At 63.1% G+C, this 431-nt stretch carries 1 protein-coding gene; it reads left to right on the top strand.

Annotation, left to right across the window (positions count from 1 at the left end):
• Positions 1–368 (top strand): TspO/MBR family protein (locus J5M56_RS25790; protein WP_207938156.1); only part of this gene is annotated, 368 nt, incomplete at its 5' end.
• Positions 369–431: the final 63 nt, after the last annotated feature.

Raw genomic sequence — 431 nt, 5'->3', positions numbered from 1 at the left:
ATGAATCGCTGACCAAACCCTCTTTCACCCCGCCCAACTGGGCCTTTCCGGTAGCGTGGACGATCATCTACCTGCTGCTGGCCTGGGCCGGCTATCGCCTGAGCCTGATCCCCGGCAGCCAAACGGTGCTGGCCTTGTGGGCCGCACAGATCGCCCTGAACACGCTGTGGACGCCGGTGTTCTTCGGCGCGCATCAGGTGCTGGCGGCGCTGGTGATTCTGGCGGTGTTGTGGGTGGTGGTCGCGGTGATGGTGGTACTCGCGCTGCAACTGGACGTGGTCACCGGGCTGATTCTGTTCCCGTATCTGGCGTGGCTGTGCGTCGCGGCAGCGCTGAACTGCTCGATTCTGATGAAGAATCGCCTGTGAGCGACTTCCCATGGCCGCAAGGCGAGCGCGATCTGGCGCAGGTTCGCGCGTTCAACAAAAAGC

This window comes from Pseudomonas sp. 51_B, from assembly GCF_017491595.1.
GTDB classification, from domain to species: Bacteria; Pseudomonadota; Gammaproteobacteria; order Pseudomonadales; family Pseudomonadaceae; genus Aquipseudomonas; species Aquipseudomonas promysalinigenes.
Note: the sequence above shows the minus strand (reverse complement) of the source record. Positions and strands in the feature narration are given on the sequence as shown.